Raw genomic sequence first — 19906 nt, 5'->3', positions numbered from 1 at the left:
TGCTGGCGGTTTACAGTGCGGGCGTCCAGTATTTCTGCTGGTACAGATCGGTGAAGCAGAAAGTGACGCGGCAGTTTTCCAGGGTTCCGACAGGGGTATTGGCAATTTCAACCTCATCCCCGAGAACCAGCGGATTGCCGATTTTGTAGCTGTCGCGGTAATTTCCGTTATAATCGTAGAAATCGCAGATGAACTGGATCCGGTCTCCCTTGCCGATCTGGATCAGGTTTTTGGCTTCCACACCGGGCTCGGAACCGGGGTAGACTATCTGGGCGCCGGCAATATAGCCGTAAGGGTTTTCGGAATCGAAATACAGCAGAAGGTTGACCCGGGTTCCGTTCAGGATGGCGGGGACATATCCGGAGATCAGATAGTCATCTCCGTCCTCAATCGTATCCAGGTAATAGTACGCAACCGGCTGGCGGTTGATGGACAGCCAGGTCCCGTCAAATTCGCCGGCCAGGGTATTTCCGGTGATGGTGAAATCATTGTCGGTTCCCAGGTCGATATATCCGGATCCGTTATCGAAGAATACGTTCCGCGTCAGGCTGACAACCAGGTCCCACTGGCTTTGCGGAAGTTCGATTCCGCCGTTTTTCCAGACCAGCTGTGTCGCGTCAAAATGATTGTCAAGAATGTATTCTGCGGCACGCTCCGCAGTCAGGCTGCGTCCGGAAAACAGGTCAAACAGGGAACTTCCTCCTCCGTAGGAGGAAGAGTCTGTGCTGAACAGACCGCCCAGCAGGTCGGTCAGGCCGGAGGATGAACCGTATGCGGAAGAGGAATAACTGTTTCCGCTGCCCATCAGGCTTTCCATCAGTCCGGGCAGGGCAATGCTCTGGGAACCGGATGAGTAGGAAGAAATGCTTGAACCGCCGGCCACCTGCCCGCTGATTTCCAGGCTGGCAAATTCCTGAATGCAGCGGGAGTATTCTTCATCCATTCCGATGGCTGCATAGGTGGAAACGGCTTTACCGACATCAGAGGAGCGCTTGTAGGGAAAATAAATGCTCAGGCCGTAGGCATTGCTGATTCCGCCGCCGGTCCGGTTGTATTTGACCGCACCCTGCAGGGCTTCCGCCAGCTTTTTGCCTTCTTCAGAGCCCATGTTTTTGGCAAAATGAACCAGGTCGATCTGGTCGATCCGGGAAGCCTGGGCGAATTCCCTTGTTTTGATACGGGCAGTGGATACTGCCTTATATTCCTTATTCTGGATCATCTGGTTTGTGCCGATGCTGAAGTTTTTGAGTTCGGCGGGAACAGTGGCTTCCAGCTCAGCGAGGTCAACAATGCTGAGAGTGGTTGCCTGTCCGCGGCACTGCTTCGCACAGACTTCAACGAAATCGTCAGCAATGGTCTTTCCGATCTCGATGGTGCTCATTCCGGGATTTTTTCCCAGTTTGTTCAGCCAGTTGGTATAGTACCAGCCGACGCCCGGTTCGGTTTCTTCACTGCCGATCATGTAATCAGCGTATTGTGAGAGCATGATGCCGTTCTCAACCGTACCCATCAGGCAAGCGTCAAAACCGATAAAATCGAACTGGACACCGCCGTTTTTCAGCGCGGTATTGAGGCCTGCCAGGGACATGGACTGATTGCGCCCGTATTTCTCATCGTAGCCGTATCCGGACACGGACCCGCCGCCATGGTCCCACAGGATCAGCATCATCCGGTTGGCCGGAAAATTTTTAGCGCCGTACTGGATAAAACCGGTTAGTGTGGCTGGATTGGTCATGGAGGCAGTTCCCATGTTGTTTTCCAGCCTGGTCAGCTGACCGCCCCGGACCAGGTAAATCTGGTTGTACTGATTGGATACCACATTATTCCGCCAGCGGGAACATCCGCCGGTATAAATCAGGAGGTTCACACGGTCGCCGAGATCTGCATTCAGCATTTCCTTGATATCGGCGGTTCCCATCCCGTTCTGGCTTTCCAGGTCGGTGCCGCACATATAAACCATCAGTGTGACCGTATCTTTCTGGCCGCCGAGGATCTTTGTAAATTTGGAGCGTGCGCCGCTGGCAACAGTGGTGTCCGGAGTGCCGGAATTGGTATTGCCGCTGCCGGTACTGGATGTGGATGTGAAGTAGTCAGCGGAACTGCCGGTGTTTCCGGTGACAGAAGAGAGCAGGTTTCCGCCGCTGAAATCATAGACAGAACTGCTTCCTGAGGACATGAAAGCGCTCAGCAGGTTGGAAAGGCTGCCGGTGGATCCGGTGCTGCTGCTCTGGTCAATGGATGTCTGGGTCAATGCGGTATTGTCGTTGCCGGTGTAGGACAGGATTTCCTCATTATCCCCGCCGAGAAAGTTTTTGCCGAAGAAGAACAGGACAGCGGCGACCAGCACCAGCATAATCAGCTTTCCGCTGCCGCCCGAACCGGTTCCGCCGCTGCGGGTTGTCGGACGATGGCTGCCCTGGGAGGCGGAAGGCTGCTGGTATCCGGATCCGGGAACGGATGTCGGCCGCTGATGGGAAGAACTGTTGTAAGTCCCGGAAGGACGCTGCTGGGAAGAACCGGAAGTGCCGGATGGACGGCGGAAAGGATCCTGAAAACCGGCAGACTGACCGGACTGCGGTCTTGGGGGATGGGATGAACTCTGCCCGAAAGGACTCCCGAATCCGGAGCCGGATGGACGCCCCGACTGGGGCACGGAAGACGGATGGGGCTTCCGGTCTTCATAATTGCCCATGTTGTTGACCGGGCCGGTTCCCAGTCCTTCACCGTGGATTTCAACCCCTTTGCCGTTCCCAACTACTTTTTTCTCACGGGCTCTCGGTTTCTTCTGGTTATCCATCTTTTTCAACCTCCTGTCTTATTTGCCAACTGAAGCAAGAATCCATTTATGAAATCAGATCTCCGGAATCTTCCGGAACATCGGGGATAGCTGCAGTCCGTGTATCATCCGGAAGAGGCGGAAGATCCTCCAGGCTGCGGATTCCGAAATGACTGAGGAACTCATCTGTCGTACCGTACAGGATCGGACGGCCGATGGTATCTTTTCTGCCGGTTTCCCGGATCAGTCCCTTGATCATCAAACTCTGCAGGCTGTAATCACATTTCACGCCCCGGATCTGTTCTACTTCCGCCCGGGTGACCGGCTGGCGGTAAGCGACGACGGCCAGGGTTTCCATGGCCGCCTGGCCGAGACTCTGCATTTGTACGGGCTGCAGCAGGCGAACAACCGCGTCCGCATACAGAGGGCGGGTTGCGAGCTGGACTTTGGTGCCGAAACGCTTCAGCAAAAAACCGCGCTGGTTGAAGTCATATTCATCGGAGAGCTTTTCCAGGGCTTTCTCCAGCTCCTCCTCACCGATCCGGAGGGCTTTGGCAAGGTCCCGGAATTCCACGGCTTCACCGGCAACGAACAGGATGGATTCAATCATCCCGAAAATGTTTCCCCCGCCTTCCGTCATAGGACATCACCTCCCGCGGCATTCATTGTTTCGGTATCCATTTCTGTCTGGAAATCCTTTACCGGCTTTCCTTTTCCCGAATACAGGACAATTGGCTCATATACGCTGTCCTGCTTTACATGCATCTGGCCGAGTTTGAGCAGCTCCAGTACCGCCAGGAACATGGTGACGACTTCTTCCCGCGTGGGAGAATCTGAAAAGATTTCCTCAAAACGGATCTTCCTTTTCCTTTTGATCGTATGCATCAGATCCAGCATGCATTCACGGACGGTGTGGACATCCCGGCGGATATTCCGGGGAGCGTAATGATTGCTCTCGGGATTAGTATCCAGAACCGGTTTTCTTTCCCAGATCCGCTGGAAAGCCTGGACCAGCCCGTCCAGGGATAATCCGGTCAGCTCAAACTCCTGGGGAGGAAGCGGGTATTCTTCCGGAAGCTTGGTGAATACCTGCCGGGCCGCTTCTTCGAAATATTTCATCCGGTCAGCGGTCTCACGGAAACGGCGGTATTCTTCCAGCCTGCGGATCAGTTCTTCTTCCGGATCCTCTTCTTCCTCATGGACAACGGGCCGCGGCAGCATGGACCTGCTTTTGATTTCAAGCAGTGTGGCGGCAATCACCAGGAAATCACTGGCTTCATCCATGTTCAGGTCAGGGGCATTCCGGACGATTTCCAGATACTGATCGGTGATTTCGCTGACAAAGATATCCCGGATATCAATCTGCGCTTTTCCGACCAGCGTCAGGAGCAGGTCCAGCGGACCGTCAAAATCCTTCAGCCTGAATTCCCGTGCAATCATTTGGTTTCAAACTCCAGCCTTACAGAATTTTCCAGAAAAGATTCAGGAAGAAAGAGAACACGCTTCCGATAACCTTGCCGAGTGCCGGACTGAGTATGCCGGTGATGCAAAGCATCAGGAATGCGTAACGGATAATCATCATGGTCTGCGGGGTCAGGCTCTGGTCAAGCTTTCCGCCGAAAGCGAACTGATTCAGGATGCGGTACCCGTCGAGCGGAGGTACCGGGATCAGGTTAAAGATCGCCAGACCGATATTGATCTGGGCAAGCATTGCGAAAAACTGAAGCAGATATTCCCATATAACCGTATCGGCAGTGTACTTGTAAATCAGAATGTACGCAGCCAGACCGATCAAAAACAGAAGAAAAGTCACTCCGATCCCGGCAATGGATACCAGGATGTAATCCCGTCTGTAATGGCGGAAATTCCGCGGATTGACCGGAACCGGCTTGGCCCAGCCGACACGGAGAAAAACCATGCACAGGGTACCGATTGGATCCAGGTGCTTGGCGGGATTGAGGGAAAGCCTTCCCATCATCCAGGCGGTCGGATCACCACACTTCAGGGCAACATAGCCATGCGCACATTCATGCAGGATCAGGCTGAGAAGGATACAGACGCCTAAAAACACATACTCCAGAACTGTTCCCAGGGGATCAGCCTGAAGGCTGGATATGAAGGAATTGATTCCGCTGAACAGCATGGATGCTTTTCGCCTCCTGTAATACAAACAGACTTATTTTCCAGCCCGCCGAAGAAACTCCGGCTCGTCGATCACTTCGATTCCAAGACTTTGTGCCTTGGACAGCTTGCTTCCTGCGGCTTCTCCGGCAACAACGAATGCCGTTTTTTTGCTGACGGAGCCGGAAGCGTTCCCGCCGCATGAACGGACCAGGTCTTCGGCTTCCTTACGGCTCAGCGTGGGCAGCGTTCCCGTTACGACAACCGACATTCCGCTGAAGGGACCATCTGCTTTGCCGGCGGCTTCCTTTGGATGGACGCCGGCATGGATGAGCTTTTCGATTGTCCGCCGGTTCTCAGGGAAAGTGAAGTATTCAACAATGCTCCCGGCAACTACATCGCCGATATCCGGTATGGAGGTCAATGCTTTCGCATCGGCGCCGGCCAGGCTGTCCAGGGTGCCGAAAGCATTGGCCAGATCGCGGGCCGTTTTCCGTCCGACATTGGGAATGCCAAGGGCAAACAGGAAAGCGTCCAGTTCACAGTGCTTGCTTTTTTCGAGGGCTTCGGACAGCTTGGCGGCTTTCTTTTCCTTGAATCCGTCAAGCATCAGGAAATCCATGGGCGTCAGGCTGTAAAGGTCGGCGGGCTCCCGGATACCGGCCTGGTCATACAGCTGGGCAGCGGTTTTTTCACTCAGTCCTTCAATATCCATGGCTTCCCGGCTCGCAAAGTGACTGATGCGGGCAATCGCCTGCGGTTTGCAGCTGATCCGGTTCATACAGAAAATATGGGCACCCCTTTCTGTCAGGGGACCGCCGCAGGCAGGACAGGCGGAGGGCTTTTCAATGGGGATTTCCCCCGGCCTGATTTCTCCGGCACGGCCCATGATTTCGGGAATGACGTCATTGCTGCGGCGGATCCAGACATCACACCCGATGGCGATATCCTTGCGCAGGATATCACCCATATTGTTCAGTGTGGCTTTCTGGACTGTGACACCGTAAAAATCCACCGGTTTTACATGTGCAAGCGGCGTCAGCTTGCCGGTCCGCCCAAGCTCCCATGTAACGTTTTCCAGGGTGGTGACACATTCCTCGGCTTCAAATTTGAAAGCGACAGCCCAGCGGGGGAATTTTTCAGTGTAACCCATCTGTTCACGCAGCTGGCTGTCTCCGACCTTGATCACAACACCGTCGATCAGCCAGTCCAGGCTGTTCCGCTGTGATTCGATCTCCCGGATGCACTTTTCAAGCTCTTCCCGCCCGGTTCCCTTTCCGAGGAAAGGACTGACCTGGAATCCGTTTTCACGAAGGAAACGGAGCATTCCAGGCTGGGAATCGTATGGCGGATTGTCAATTGTACCGACCTGGTAGAAAAACGCATCCAGGTGCCGCTCTGCCGTAACGGCAGGATCCAGGTTGCGAAGTGCGCCGGCTGCGGCATTGCGTGCGTTCTTCAGGCGGTCATCGGGATGGGCTGCGTTGTACTTTTCCAGGGTACTCAGCCGCATGATGCACTCACCCTGCACTTCAATCCTTCCGGTATACGGAATGGTTTTCGGCAGGCTGTGAATTGTCCGGGCCTGCGGAAGGATTGCTTCCCCGATGATTCCGTTTCCGCGTGTCGCGGCCTGGACAAGTTTTCCGCCTTCATAGGTCAGGTTGATGGTCAGGCCGTCAAACTTGTATTCCACGTAGTACTGGAGATTGGTTTTTCCGGCCAGCTTTTCCGTCCGGAGAATCCATGCATCCAGGGCTTCAAGGCTCTGGACTTTGTCCAGGGACCAGAGACGGGTAATATGACGGTGTTCTTCAAAACCCCGGAGCGTTTCTCCGCCGCCCACATGACGGCTGGGTGAATCCTCCAGTACGATACCGGTTTCGTTCTCCAGCGCGCGAAGCTCATCATACATCTGATCCCACTGCATATCAGAGATGTAGGGATTGTCCAGCACGTAATAAGCGTGAGAAGCGTCATTCAGCTTTCGGACCAGCTCATGCATCCGGGCTGATTTCTGTTCATTCATGACTCTTCCTCCACTTTGACAATCGGGGCAACGGCCAGGGAAAGCTCCCGGGTGCCGTTATTGCCGAAATCAATCAGAATCCGCGCGTCCGAACCGCTTCCGCTGATCTGAACGACCTTTCCGCTTCCGAATTTGGGATGCATGACTGAATCCCCTTCCCGGAACAGCTTCCGGAGGGAGGAATCAAACTCCCTGGCGGGGCTGGGCATAAATCCGCGGCTGACACCCGGGATACTGTCCAGGGAGACCCCTTTCAGTGTCAGGCGGGGTTTGCCGCCAATGGCGGCCGGGGCGGAAGGATGCTCATGCCGGGTCTCCGGCGGACGGTTCCATCCTGAAAACTCTGGCTTCTTCCGGGAAACAGCCGGATCCTGCCGGGAATAGTTCATAAAACCCCTTGCACCGTTGAATCCGTCAAAGGATTCCCGCTTCAGAAGACGTTCCGGAATCTCATCCAGGAACCGGCTCGGTGCATTATGGCTGAACTGGTTGTAAAGCATGCGGGATTCCGCGTGGCACAGGAACAGGCGGTTCCTGGCACGGGTAATACCGACGTACATGAGCCGGCGTTCTTCTTCCAGCCGGTTCTCCTCATTGACACTCCGGTAGCTGGGAAAAACATTTTCCTCCATCCCGGGGATAAAAACATGATCAAATTCAAGCCCTTTGGCCGAATGAAGGGTCATCATGGTGACAAACCCCTCCTGGTCGGTTTCCCGGTCCAGGTCCGTCATAAGGGATACGTTTTCCAGGTATGCTTCCAGGGTTGCACTTTCTGCGGAAACCGCAAATTCATGCAGTGTGCCGCGGAATTCACCGATGTTCTCCAGCCGGGCGACGGCGTCTTCGGTATTTTCGTTGATATACTGCTTTTCCAGTCCGGTCTGACTGATTACATAGTCCACGAACTCCTCCAGCGGCATGGAATCCTTCATTGCGCAGAGCATAGTCATCAGCGTGGCAAAGTCGGATACGGCATTCCGCGCTCTGGAACCCAGCGATTCCGGAAGGTCGTTCAGGGCGCTGAACAGGGGGATGCCGGAGGCGGAGGCATAATCGGTCAGCACCTGGACGGTTGCATCTCCGATGGACCGCTTCGGAACATTGATGATCCGTCCGAGGGAAATATCATCCGAAGGATTTACAATCACGCGAAGATAAGCCAGGATATCGCGGATTTCCTTTCGTTCGTAGAATTTCTGTCCGCCGAATACCTTATAAGGGATCCCGGAACGGATCATCATTTCTTCAATGACGCGGCTCTGGGAATTTGCACGGTATAGGACCGCGTCATGGCCGTATCCCATTCCGGATTTTTTCAGCTCAAGGATGCGGGCGGCAATCCAGGCGGCTTCATCATGTTCGTCGGAAGCGCGGTAAACAGTAATCCGGTTTCCGCTGTCCTTCTCCGTCCAGAGCTTTTTGTCCTTACGGTCTGCATTGTGGGCAATGACCTGGTTGGCGGCATCAAGAATGGTGGCTGTAGACCGGTAATTCTGTTCCAGCTTGATCACCACGGCATCCGGATAATCCTTTTCAAAATCAAGGATATTCCGGATATCGGCGCCGCGCCACCCATAAATACTCTGGTCATCATCACCGACAACACAGAGGTTCCGGCTTTCCGCTGTCAGGATACGGACCAGCTCGTACTGGACGTGGTTGGTATCCTGGTATTCATCCACCATGACATACCGGAACCTTTTCCGGTATGTATCAAGGACAGGGGGATGGCTGGCGAGAAGCTCCAGGGTCTTCATCAGCAGGTCGTCAAAATCCAGGGCGTTCAGTCCCTTCATCCGGGACTCATAGGTAATCATGATATCGTGGATTCTGTTGCTCCGGAAATCACGGCCGGACTGGGCGAACCACTCATCCGGCGTGAGGAGCCTGTTTTTGGCATCGCTGATTTTGTAGGCGGTTTCACGCAGCGGGATGAAGCTGTCATCCACGTTCAGCTGTTTATAGATCTCTTTCAGCACACGAAGCTGGTCATCCTCATCATAGATTACAAAAGAGCGGGAATATCCGAGCTTTTCGATATCCCGCCGGAGAATTCGTGCGCAGACGGAATGAAAAGTGCCGATCCAGGCTTCGTCTGCCCCCTGGGTTCCGATCAGCGCTTCAACCCGGTTCTTCATCTCCCGGGCGGCTTTGTTGGTGAATGTCAGTGCGAGAATGGACCATGCAGGGATTCCGTGATCAATCAGGTTGGCCAGGCGGTAGGTCAGTGCGCGTGTTTTTCCGCTTCCGGCACCGGCCAGGATCAGCAGCGGACCTTCAAGTGTTTCGGCGGCTTTCCGTTGTTCGCGGTTAAGTACAGAGATATCCATTACTTGCTTTTCTCCATCTCATCGAGAACACGGTTATATCCGTCGGCCCCGTAATTCAATGCCCGGTTGACCCGGGAAATTGTAGCGCTGGATGCTCCGGTTTCCTCGGCAATCCGCTGGTATGTTTCCTTTTTACGAAGCAGATCGGCAACCTCCAGCCGCTGGCTGATACTCCGGATTTCGGGGATCGTGCAGAGATCCTCGAAAAAACGGTATGCGTCTTCCACGTCATGAAGCTGGATAACCGCGTTCATCAGCATATCGGTCTGCCTGTTTTTTACTTTCGGTTCGAACATAAGATCCGGTCACATCCTGTCTGTTTCACACTTTAACGAACGAAAATATTCTACCACATTTTTCTGTTCAAAACAATGATCATCCTTGACAATCAAATGGGTTTCTTCTAATATTGGATACATTAACCGGCAAGGGGGAATGTACCTGTGGCTATGATGGACGAACTGTTTGGAATCAATGTATTCAATGATTCTGTCATGCGCCAGCGGCTGCCGCAGGAAACCTACCGGGCGCTGCATAAAACCATCGATGAAGGGCGGCAGCTGGATCCACAGGTGGCCAGCGTGGTTGCCAACGCAATGAAGGACTGGGCCCTGGAGCATGGCGCCACTCATTATACGCATTGGTTCCAGCCGCTGAATTCCGTGACGGCGGAGAAGCATGATGCGTTTATTTCCCCTGTTTCCGGCGGGAAAGTAGTCCAGGTGTTTTCCGGCAAGGAACTGGTGCGCGGCGAGGCCGATGCTTCTTCCCTGCCCAGCGGCGGACTGCGCTCCACTTTTGAAGCACGCGGATATACAACATGGGATCCCACTTCCTATGCGTTTATCAAGGATCGTGTTCTTTGCATTCCGACAGCTTATTGCTCCTACAGCGGAGAAGCACTCGACAAAAAAACGCCGCTGCTTCGTTCCATGGAGGCACTCAACCGCCAGGCTGTGCGGATCCTGCATCTGTTCGGACGGATGGATGCGACTCGGGTGACTCCCACCGTCGGGCCGGAACAGGAGTATTTCCTGGTGGACAAAAACCTGTTTGATCAGCGGAGCGACCTGATTTTTGCCGGACGTACGCTGTTCGGCGCAAAAGCCCCCAAAGGACAGGAACTGGGCGATCATTTTTTCGGTACGATTCAGACGCGTGTCCAGGCCTTCATGGCAGAGCTGAATGAAGAGCTGTGGAAGCTGGGGGTTCTTGCCAAGACGGAGCATAACGAAACTGCCCCGGCCCAGCATGAAATGGCTCCGATCTATTCGATTGCGAATGTTGCCTGTGACCACAATCAGCTGACCATGGAAATGATGAAAAAAGTGGCCCGGCGCCATGACCTGGTCTGTCTGCTGGATGAGAAGCCGTTTGCCGGTGTGAACGGAAGCGGCAAACATAACAACTGGTCCATGTTCACCAACACGGGCTATAATCTGCTCAATCCCGGGGACAGCCCCCATGAAAGCGCACAGTTCCTGCTGTTCCTGACATCGGTCATTAAAGCGGTGGATGAGTATCAGGATCTTCTGCGGGCATCTGTTGCTTCTGCCGGAAATGATGAACGCCTGGGCGGTTTTGAAGCACCTCCTTCCGTCATTTCCATATTCCTCGGTGATGAGCTTACTGAGATTCTGGAAGCGCTGGAAGCGGGATCGGATTACAGCGGCCGGGAGAAATCGGAAATGACAATCGGCGTGCACATGCTGCCGAAATTCCCGAAGGACACCACAGACCGGAACCGCACATCTCCCTTTGCTTTTACCGGAAACAAGTTTGAATTCCGTTCGCTTGGCTCTTCAGCATCCATTTCCGACGCGAACGTGGTGCTGAACACGATCGTTGCGGAAAGCCTGCGGCAGTTTGCGGATGAACTGGAAGCAGCGGACGATTTCCGCACCGCCCTGCATGATCTGATCGTCCGGAATATCAAACAGCACAAGCGGATTATTTTCAACGGGAACAACTATTCAGATGAGTGGCGGAAGGAAGCGGCGGAACGGGGACTGACGTTCCTGGACTCCACTGTGGACGCACTTCCCTGCTACACAGCGGAAAAGAATATTTCTGTATTCGGGATCCACAAAGTCCTGTCCGAGGCGGAACTGCGGTCCCGCCGGGATATCGGGCTGGATTCATATGCGAAAATTATCAACATCGAAGCGGAAACCATGCTGATGATGGTTCGCCGCCAGATCATGCCGTCCGTGGTCCGCTTTGCCGGAGATGTTGCAAAGTCTGTCCAGGCAGTCAATTCTGCCGGCTGCGCGCTTCGGAGCGGGGAGAAACAGCTTTCTGTTCTTTGTGCGGAAACTGAATGCCTGGATGCGGCTGCGGCAGGTCTCAGCAGCGTGCTCAGCGGGAAACCCGGAACCGAAGATCCGGGTGTATTTGCCCGGTATATGCATGACCGGGTGCTTCCGGCCATGAAGGAAGTCCGGACCCATGCGGATGCTCTTGAACAGATAACGGATAAAACATACTGGCCGTTCCCGACTTATGATGAACTGCTTTTCAGTGTCTGGTAAATGAATTTCGTTAGTTTTTGTTCCTGGATGGATATTGACGAAACGATATGATTCTGGTATATTGCAGGAAACCGATGAGAAAGAAGAGTAATTCGGTCCGTGTATTTTCAGAGAGCCGCAGCTGGTGAAAAGCGGCATACACAACCGGGTGAATGGGCTTTCGAGGGCGAGTCGAACGGGCACAGTCCAAGTAGATGAGACGGAGCTCCCTCCGTGATCAAAGGATGCTGTATGATTGTACGGCAGTGAGCGGGCGCATGATGCGCCAAGCCGGGTGGCACCGCAGAAATGATCTTTCATTCCTGTCCCAGCAAGTCAGCGGGACAGGTTTTTTGTTCCGCAAAGCCCACAGCCAGAACAAAAAATGAAAGGAGAAAAAACCATGGCAAACGAAAAAACGATTCCCTACAAAATCTACCTTGAAGAAAAGGAGATGCCGACATATTGGTACAATGTCCGTGCGGATATGAAAAACAAGCCGGCTCCCCTTCTGAATCCCGGTACGCATCAGCCGATGACAGCGGAAGAACTGAGCGCGGTTTTCTGCGATGAACTGGTGAAGCAGGAACTGGATAATGAAACCAGGGAATATCCGATTCCGGCTGAAATCCTTGACTTCTACAAGATGTATCGTCCCGCTCCCCTGGTACGCGCATACTGCCTGGAAAAGAAGCTGCAGACGCCGGCTAAAATCTATTACAAATTCGAGGGAAACAATACATCCGGAAGCCATAAACTGAATTCCGCGATTGCCCAGGCATATTATGCGAAGAAGCAGGGCCTGAAGGGTGTGACAACTGAAACCGGTGCCGGGCAGTGGGGCACTGCGCTGTCCATGGCATGCTCATATTTCGGCCTGGACTGCAAGGTTTTCATGGTAAAAGTTTCCTATGAGCAGAAACCTTTCCGCCGTGAAGTGATGCGGACCTACGGTGCTTCCGTGGTTCCATCCCCTTCCGACACAACGAATGTCGGCCGGAAAATCCTCGAACAGTTCCCGGGAACCACGGGATCTCTTGGCTGTGCAATTTCCGAAGCAGTTGAAGTTGCGGTTTCCAATCCGGGATACCGTTATGTGCTTGGAAGTGTGCTGAACCAGGTGCTTCTCCACCAGTCTGTGATCGGAGTCGAGACAAAAATAGCGATGGACAAGTACGGGATCCAGCCGGACATCATCATCGGATGTGCCGGCGGCGGCAGCAACCTGGGCGGTCTGATTGCTCCGTTTATGGGCGAGAAACTCCGGGGAGAGAAAGATTACCGGTTCATTGCGGTGGAACCTGCCTCCTGCCCCAGCCTGACACGAGGGAAATATGCATACGACTACTGTGATACCGGTATGGTATGCCCGCTGGCAAAGATGTATACCCTCGGCAGCAGCTTTATTCCTGCTCCGAACCACGCGGGCGGCCTTCGCTACCATGGGATGAGTTCCATCCTGTCCCAGCTGTATGATGACGGGATGATGGAAGCCCGCAGTGTCGAACAGACCAGTGTTTTCAGGGCGGCTGAAGAATTTGCCCGCGTCGAGGGAATCCTTCCCGCTCCTGAGAGTAGTCATGCAATCCGGGTTGCAATTGACGAAGCGGTCCGCTGCAGGGAAACCGGAGAGGAAAAGACGATACTGTTCGGCCTGACAGGAACCGGATATTTCGACCTGGTGGCGTATGAGAAATTCCACAACGGAGAGATGACGGATTATATTCCGACCGATGAGGAACTGGAGAAAGGCTTTGAAGGGCTGCCCCGAATCTGATCATATACGGAAAAAGATGCGGATGATCATCATCCGCATCTTTTTTTGACTGAACAGGGAATTCTTATCCCTTGTAGCCGATCTGGTCTGCCAGTGCCTGCTCAATGATTACCGTGGCGTCCCGGTGCAGCCGCATGAAGGTGCAGGGGCAGTGCGGATCGATCTTGTTTTCAATCAGCAGCTTGGTGGCAGCTTCCTGCTTGTTGCCGGAAATAATCATCAGCAGCCGGGAAGCGCGCATGATATTTCCCATGCCCATGGTGACCGCGTGGGTGGGAACCTCTTCCTTGCTGGCAAAGAACCGTTTGTTGGCTTCAATGGTGGAATCATCCAGCGTTTCTTCATGGGCGCCGTCATACAGGGTATCGCCGGGCTCATTGAAACCGAGATGTCCGTCCGGTCCGACACCCAGGACCTGGATTGCGATATCGGTCCGGTCCAGGACAGCATTGAATTCGGCAAGATTGGCGGCCACATCGCCGGTTCCCTTTGCGACATATGTATTCTGTTTGTCAATGTTGATGTGGTCAAACAGATTGTCGTTCATAAAATAACGGTAACTCTGGTCATGCGTTCCGTCCAGGCCGACATATTCATCCAGGTTGACGCTGTGAATCCTGCTGAAATCAAGCCCTTCCTCCTTGCAGCGGCGTGCAAGCTCACGATACATTCCCACAGGGCTGGAACCGGTGGCCAGGCCGAGTGTGCAGGTGGGGTTTTCACGGACGATTTTTTCAATAATGTCTGCGGCTTTCCGTGCGCCGTCTTCATAGTTCTTCGCAATAATAACCTTCATAAAAGATACCGCCTTTCCGTTCTTGTTATTTCTTGGCAACGATGGTTCCGTTGTCTTTCCAGATGCTCTTTTCGGGAATTGTGCCGCGTACGCATGAAGTCGGATAAACGTTGGAATCGCGGCCGATGATGGTGCCGGGATTCAGGACGCTGTTGCAGCCGACTTCCACACGATCTCCCAGCATGGCGCCGATTTTCTTCATGCCGGTTTCCATCCGCTCGCTTCCGCATTTGATCACAACCGGCAGCTTGTCGCTTTTGACATTGGATGTAATGGAACCGGCACCCATGTGGCTTTTGTATCCGAGAATGCTGTCCCCGACATAATTGTAGTGCGGAACCTGAACATTGTCGAAGAGAATGACATTTTTCAGTTCTGTGCTGTTGCCGACCACACAGTGATCGCCTACCAGCGCGCTGCCACGGATAAATGCACCGGGACGGACTTCTGTTTCGTGACCGATAATGGCAGGTGCCCCGATATAATTGTTCGGATAGATTTTGGCATCCTTCGCGATCCAGACGTTTTCGCTGACTTCGTCAAATTCATCGGCGGGCAGGGTCTTTCCCAGCTGGATGATGAATTCCTTGATTTTTCCGAGAGCCTGCCAGGGATATTCGGATTCTTCCAGGATGGAGGCCGCACGCGTATGAGTCAGATCATACAGGTCTTTTGTTTTCAGCATTATTTCTTCACCTCAATCAGATGGCCGCTGGCCTTCATGGATTCAATGATTTTGTCAACATTTTTTTCGCATTCTTCACGGATTCCGGCTTCAGCCATAACGCGCAGAACAGGTTCCGTACCGCTCTTCCGGAGCAGCACACGGCCGCTGTCGCCGAGCGCTTCCGTGCATTCGTTCACGGCATCCATTACCGCCTGTTCAGCAAGGGTTTCATCCTTGTCGTCAACCACGACATTCTTCAGTACCTGGGGATACATCTTGCACCCTTCGGCAAGCACGGAAAGCGGGAGCTGGGTATCAATCATGACCCCCATCAGCATGATGGCCGTAATCAGGCCGTCACCGGTACGGGCGTGCTTCCGGAAAATGATGTGGCCGCTTTGTTCGCCGCCGATCAGATGGTCATAGGCCTTCATGTTTTCATAAACATACCGGTCGCCAACCGCGGTTTTTTCATAATTGATACCGGCGGCATCCAGCGCTTTGTACAGGCCGAAATTACTCATGATAGTGGTAACAACGGTATTGCTGGGCAGCTGGCCGTGGCTCTTCAGGTATTTGGCACAGATATACATGATTTTGTCGCCGTTGACTTCTTCGCCGTTTTCATCCACGGCCAGGCAGCGGTCCGCGTCACCGTCAAATGCAAAACCGACATCCAGGTTGTTTTCCCGGACATAATTCTTCAGGCTCTCAATATGCGTGCTGCCGCAGTCCCGGTTGATATTGACGCCGTCGGGTTTGTTGTGGATCACATAAGTCTTGGCGCCCAGTGCATTGAAAACAGCAGGACCGATCATCCAGCTGGAACCGTTGGAACAATCCAGCGCAACCTTCCGGTCGTCAAACGGACGGGTTGCCAGGTTGGTCAGGTAACCGATGTAACGGTTGCGTCCGGAATAGAAGTCAACCGTGCAGCCGATCTGGTCTTCCTTTGCGAACGGAAGTTCTTCGGTCTCCCCGTCGATATATTTTTCAACCTGGTCCTGCAGGTCGTCATCCATTTTCTCGCCCTTGTTGTTCATCAGCTTGATTCCGTTGTCATAATAAGGATTATGGCTGGCAGAAATCATAACGCCGCAGTCAAAACCCTCAGTCCGTGTGATATAGCTGACGCAGGGGGTGGTCGTCACATGCAGGAGGTAAACATCCGCACCGGAAGAGGTAATGCCGGCTGCAAGCGCATTTTCATACATATAGGAAGAACGCCGCGTATCCTTGCCGATCACAATCCGGGCTTTGTCGTCAAGATGTTTTTTGCTGTAATACCAACCGAGAAAACGACCGGTTTTGAATGCGTGGTCGGCGGTCAGAACGACGCCGGCCTTTCCCCTGAAGCCATCCGTTCCAAAGTATTTTCCCATAAAGCACCTCCATTGATACTTGATCACAAGGGTTCTGAAACCTCAAAATCAAGATGTATTATAACGTCTTAATTTGCGGAAGTCAACAGGGAAAATTCGGGAAGATTCTACCTGGGAAATCAGGACTTTGAAAAACGGAAGGAATCAAAATCAAACTGGCTTCCCGGCAGGAAAACAAAGGAAACGCTGCAAGGACCGCCCGGAGTCCGGACGGAAAAAACCTGACTTGTCGGAATGCCGTCCCCGGTTCCGCGGAAATCTGCGATCTGCGTATGGGTACTGCCGTCAGGAACGGTGAACCGTATGGTAATGGTGTTCACATGAAGGGGCGTATATCCGGTGATTTCCAGGTGTGCTTCCTGCACATCCTCAAAATCCATTTCATCAAATGAAAGTGTGACATTGTTACCGATTCCGCGGATGGAATCCTTCCCGGCTGTATATGAATCACCGTAAATGCGGTCTGCTTCTGCAGCTGAATGGGAGATAAAAGCACGGCTCTGCTTTTCAAAACGGAAACCGCGGAGATGAACCTTCTGGTGCATCCGGAAGCAAAGGGAGCAGATTCCGGAAAGACGGCGGTTCAGATGGAATGTTTCTTCCTGGTAAACATTCCAGATGGATGGCTTCTGGTATCGGAGAACCTGGATCAGCTGACCGCCTTTTCCGGGATCACCTTCAAAAAGTTCGATGTCATAAGCATTCCCGTCCAGGGCAAAAATGGGCATGACCAAGGTGTCGGATCCGGCTTTTCCGAAATCGAGGAAGGAAAAGCCGATCATACTCTCCCCTTCCCGGTCAAAAGAGACGCCTTTCTCATTGCCGGTTCCGATATTTCCGGAATGGAGATCATAAAGGCCTGCTGAAACAAAAGCATACGGATCCAGTGCGGGAGAACCGATTCCTTCGGCGGAAAACTCGATCTGGCTGATAAAATCCGGATGGTCTTCCTGTTCACCGGTTACAGCCCGAAGGTAAAAATTCCCGTCGCCGGAGACCCGGACGCAGACTTCATTGCCGTTCATCACGGACAGGGCAGCATATGGGGTTTCAATGCCGGAAGCATTTGTGACCTGCCATGTGATTTCCCGGCAGTCGGCGTGTTCAGGGAGAATGCGGAAACGGAAGCAGCATTCAGGATGGCTTTTGTTCAGGAGTACGCTGCCAAGCGGTTCAATTTCGATCTTGCGGACAGGAACGGATTTTCTGCCGGGCAGGTCCGGGATTCGCTGAATCCGACTGGTTCCGGGTTTCTGCGGGGCCTTGATCACAGGAATGATCAGTTCGGAATCAGGAAGGCCCGGAGATTCCGTACGGATAATAACATCATCTGTGCTTCCGGTGGAACCGATAATCAGCAGCAGCTTTCCGTTGAAAAGGCGGCGGCTGCAGGATTTATATCCGTCGGTATCGGTCGAGTCTCCGTTGTCCGTTCCGACAAGGCATCCGCCGCCGGATACGGTGATATGGATATGGTCGCGGGCATTCCAGACCGGATTTCCGGCATGGTCCGCAGCGGTGACATCAACGAATGTGATGTCATGTCCGTCGGACAAAAGCTCACTGTCTTCGGCAGTTAGGATGAAGTGATCGGTGTTGTTCGGTGTAATCCGGATATCCGTCATGATTTCCTGCCCGGCAGCATCATATCCGACTGCTTTCAGTACACCGGGGATATAAGCGGTTTTCCATACCGGGAGGCATTGATCCCCGTCGGAAAGATCAACGGTCTTCCGCCCGAGAGACTCCCCGTTCAGAAACAGCTCGGCAGAGGCGCAGTTGGTCATGATCGGAATATCAATCAGCTGTCCGGGATTCCAGTCCCAGGTGACTCCGATATGCAGAACAGGATCGTTTCCCCAGATACTCCGGAACAGGTAATAGGGATCTTTGGGGAAACCGGCAGTATCTGCCTGCCCGAAATAACAGGACCGGGTATGGTAAGGGGTGGGTTCACCGATGTAGTCGATTCCGCTCCAGATAAACTGGCCCATACTGTACGGACAGTTGAGATCATCGACAATCATATGCCGCAGGTCGGAAGCTCCCCAGCTCGTATTGCTGTTTCCAAGCGCGGAGCATTGCAGGTCGGCTTCGCTCATGATTGGCTTCTCGATTGGAAAGTGGTAAACGCCGCGGCTGGACAGGACACTGCCGGTCTCGCTTCCGTATATGATCCAGTCCGGATGCTGCCGGTGGTGAGTTGCATACAGGTTTTCACCGTAATTGTATCCGGCAGTTTTTAAAATATCGGCACAGCGCTGCCCGCCTTCCCACGGCATATAGTTGCAGCCGAAGGTAACGGCAGCATGGCGGGCGGGATCATGAAACTCAACCTGCTCCTTGAGCATCTGTGTCACTTCAGCGCCGCGGATATCAGCATAAACATCGTAGATTTCATTTCCGATGGACCACATGATCACACTGGGATGGCAGCGGTCCCTGCGGATCCAGGAAGCCACATCACGCTCCTCCCAGGTCGGGAAAAAACGGGCGTAATCAAATTCTGTTTTTGAACGCTCCCACATATCAAAGGCTTCATCAACCACAAGAATGCCAAGCTCATCGCAGAGATCCAGCATTTTTTCAGCAGGCGGATTGTGGCTGGTTCGAAGTGCATTGACGCCCATTTCCTGCATCAGTTTCAGCTGGCGGCGGGCGGCTTTTTCATGGAAGGCAGCGCCCAGGGCGCCAAGGTCATGGTGAAGGCAAACGCCTTTCAGTTTGACGGATTCATTGTTGATGTAAAGCCCGGAATCCGGATCCATGCGGATCGAACGAATTCCGATTTTACGGACTCCGGTCTGTTCTCCGTACTGCCAGCGCAGCGTATAAAGATATGGAGAGGATACAGACCAGAGGTGTGCATCCGGAAGATGGAGGACTGCGGAAACGGACGAACCGGATGAACGGCCGCATACGGTTGCGGCCGTATTCAATTCGCGGTCCAGGAGATCAAACTGAAATGGAATATCGCTGCCGCCTGCGGTTTCAGCGGTTACCGCAATATTCCATGTTTCGTCGTCTTTGCTTTCGACGATATAGAAACTGTCCGGAACGATATGGGATTCCGGAAGAAACAGAAGGGTGACATCACGGAAAATGCCGCTTCCGGAATACCATCTGGAATTCGGGGATTGATGGCGGATATGAACCATCACCTCATTCATCCCGGGATGAAGGCGGCTGCTCAGGTCTGTGGTAAAGGCGGTATATCCGTAGGCATGGGAATCGATCACCTCATCGTTGAGAAGAATATCACAGTCCATATATACGCCGTCAAAATGAATCAGGCATACAGGAGGAAGATCTGCATCCATCCGGATACTCCGGCGGTACCATGCGTCAGCGGATTCATACAGGTTGTCAGCCTGCCAGATCAGCCAGTCATGCGGAAGGTCGACAGGAACCCATCCGCTGCTGCTTTTTGCATCTGTAATACTGCTTCCGTTCGGAAGCTTAAGGAATTCCCAGCCGTCGTTGATCAGTCGGGTCATGGTGGCAGCCCTCCCGGA

At 53.3% G+C, this 19906-nt stretch carries 13 protein-coding genes; 2 read left to right on the top strand and 11 right to left on the bottom strand.

Annotated features, from left to right (window positions below; genetic code table 11):
• Nucleotides 1-10: 10 nt before the first annotated feature.
• Genes JNO48_01000 through JNO48_00970 form a run of 7 tightly spaced genes read right to left on the bottom strand, consistent with a single transcriptional unit; the run spans nt 11 to nt 9555 of the window.
• A complete protein-coding gene (locus tag JNO48_01000) occupies nt 11-2797 on the bottom strand; it encodes a peptidase C11 (GenBank protein QTE68523.1) in 2787 nt (928 codons plus the stop codon).
• Between the two features lie 46 nt (nt 2798-2843).
• Entirely contained in the window at nt 2844-3416 is a 573-nt protein-coding gene (scpB, locus tag JNO48_00995) for an SMC-Scp complex subunit ScpB (protein ID QTE68522.1), read from the bottom strand.
• Complete coding sequence (locus tag JNO48_00990; protein QTE68521.1) at nt 3413-4216, bottom strand: segregation/condensation protein A; 804 nt, start codon at nt 4214-4216, stop codon at nt 3413-3415. The genes scpB and JNO48_00990 overlap by 4 nt, the downstream gene beginning before the upstream one ends.
• Before the next feature lie 19 nt (nt 4217-4235).
• A complete protein-coding gene (locus JNO48_00985; GenBank protein ID QTE68520.1) occupies nt 4236-4919 on the bottom strand; it encodes a site-2 protease family protein in 684 nt (227 codons plus the stop codon).
• Nucleotides 4920-4952: 33 nt separating this feature from the next.
• The gene (gene ligA, locus JNO48_00980; GenBank protein ID QTE68519.1) at nt 4953-6926 is read right to left on the bottom strand and encodes an NAD-dependent DNA ligase LigA; all 1974 of its coding nucleotides are present in this window, start codon (nt 6924-6926) and stop codon (nt 4953-4955) included.
• On the bottom strand, nt 6923-9259 hold the full coding sequence (locus tag JNO48_00975; protein ID QTE68518.1) for a UvrD-helicase domain-containing protein: 2337 nt from the start codon (nt 9257-9259) through the stop codon (nt 6923-6925). Before JNO48_00975 ends, ligA begins: the two co-directional genes overlap by 4 nt.
• Entirely contained in the window at nt 9259-9555 is a 297-nt protein-coding gene (locus JNO48_00970; GenBank protein ID QTE68517.1) for a hypothetical protein, read from the bottom strand. The genes JNO48_00975 and JNO48_00970 overlap by 1 nt, the downstream gene beginning before the upstream one ends.
• Before the next feature lie 153 nt (nt 9556-9708).
• Here JNO48_00970 and JNO48_00965 point away from each other — a divergent pair, with 153 nt between their 5' ends.
• Together JNO48_00965 and JNO48_00960 are read left to right on the top strand one after the other, a co-directional pair.
• Nucleotides 9709-11790, top strand: coding sequence for a glutamine synthetase III (locus JNO48_00965; protein ID QTE69644.1), 2082 nt, complete (start codon nt 9709-9711; stop codon nt 11788-11790).
• A 382-nt stretch (nt 11791-12172) separates the two neighbouring features.
• Entirely contained in the window at nt 12173-13546 is a 1374-nt protein-coding gene (locus JNO48_00960) for a TrpB-like pyridoxal phosphate-dependent enzyme (protein ID QTE68516.1), read from the top strand.
• Nucleotides 13547-13610: 64 nt separating this feature from the next.
• Here the strand turns inward: JNO48_00960 and JNO48_00955 are convergent, their stop codons facing one another.
• The 4 genes from JNO48_00955 to JNO48_00940 all read right to left on the bottom strand — a co-directional run bounded on the left by JNO48_00955 (nt 13611) and on the right by JNO48_00940 (nt 19888).
• Entirely contained in the window at nt 13611-14342 is a 732-nt protein-coding gene (locus tag JNO48_00955) for a glucosamine-6-phosphate deaminase (protein QTE68515.1), read from the bottom strand.
• A gap of 25 nt (nt 14343-14367) precedes the next feature.
• Nucleotides 14368-15027 (bottom strand): UDP-N-acetylglucosamine pyrophosphorylase, encoded by a 660-nt coding sequence (locus JNO48_00950; GenBank protein ID QTE68514.1) that lies wholly within the window; start codon nt 15025-15027, stop codon nt 14368-14370.
• The gene (locus tag JNO48_00945) at nt 15027-16391 is read right to left on the bottom strand and encodes a phosphoglucosamine mutase (protein QTE68513.1); all 1365 of its coding nucleotides are present in this window, start codon (nt 16389-16391) and stop codon (nt 15027-15029) included. The genes JNO48_00950 and JNO48_00945 overlap by 1 nt, the downstream gene beginning before the upstream one ends.
• Nucleotides 16392-16510: 119 nt before the next feature.
• On the bottom strand, nt 16511-19888 hold the full coding sequence (locus JNO48_00940) for a DUF4982 domain-containing protein (GenBank protein ID QTE68512.1): 3378 nt from the start codon (nt 19886-19888) through the stop codon (nt 16511-16513).
• Between the last annotated feature and the right edge of the window lie 18 nt (nt 19889-19906).

The sequence above is a fragment of the Clostridiales bacterium genome, from assembly GCA_017569285.1.
In the GTDB taxonomy this organism is placed as follows: domain Bacteria; phylum Bacillota; class Clostridia; order Christensenellales; family Aristaeellaceae; genus Aristaeella.
This window is presented reverse-complemented; position numbering and strand designations above follow the sequence as displayed.